Genomic DNA, 550 nt, shown 5'->3' with positions numbered 1-550 from the left:
CATGAAGAAACCTTCGGCCCTGTCGCTCCCCTCTTCGTTTTCGCGATGAAGCAGACGCCATTCGCTTAGCGAATCAAACTGAATCAGGACTCGCCGCCTACTTCTACTCACGCGACATCGGACGTATTTATCGCGTTGCCGAAGCGCCGGAAAGCGGAATGGTTGGCATCAATGAAGGGCTGATTTCAAACGAAGTCGCGCCGTTTGGTGGGATTAAACAATCGGGTTTAGAGCGCGAAGGTTCGCGCTACGGAATCGAAGATTATCTGGAAGTGAAATATCTCTGCTTTGGCGGAATTGAGAACAACTGAGGTGCCTATGACGGCAAATAACGCAATGTTAACGAAAGAAACAATAAGCCAGATCGCCCATCGCTTGCATCAGGCTGAGCAAAGCCGTGAGCAGATCCGCCAGATATCGCTCGATCATCCACAGATCACCATTGAGGACGCCTACGCGATCCAGCGTCAATGGGTCGATCTCAAAATTCACGAGGGCCGCGTACTCAAGGGCCATAAGATTGGTTTGACGTCAAAAGCCATGCAGGCCA

2 pseudogenes are annotated in these 550 nt (G+C 51.3%); both read left to right on the top strand.

Going from position 1 to position 550, the window contains the following annotated elements:
- Positions 1-311: pseudogene (locus M992_RS14910) on the top strand (aldehyde dehydrogenase family protein); the annotation flags it as partial.
- Positions 312-336: 25 nt separating this feature from the next.
- A pseudogene (locus M992_RS14290) lies at positions 337-550 on the top strand (2-oxo-hept-4-ene-1,7-dioate hydratase); the annotation flags it as partial.

The organism is Moellerella wisconsensis ATCC 35017, from assembly GCF_001294465.1.
Lineage (GTDB): Bacteria > Pseudomonadota > Gammaproteobacteria > Enterobacterales > Enterobacteriaceae > Moellerella > Moellerella wisconsensis.
The sequence above is the reverse complement of the archived record's forward strand: the minus strand, read 5'-3'. Positions and strand labels throughout refer to the sequence as shown.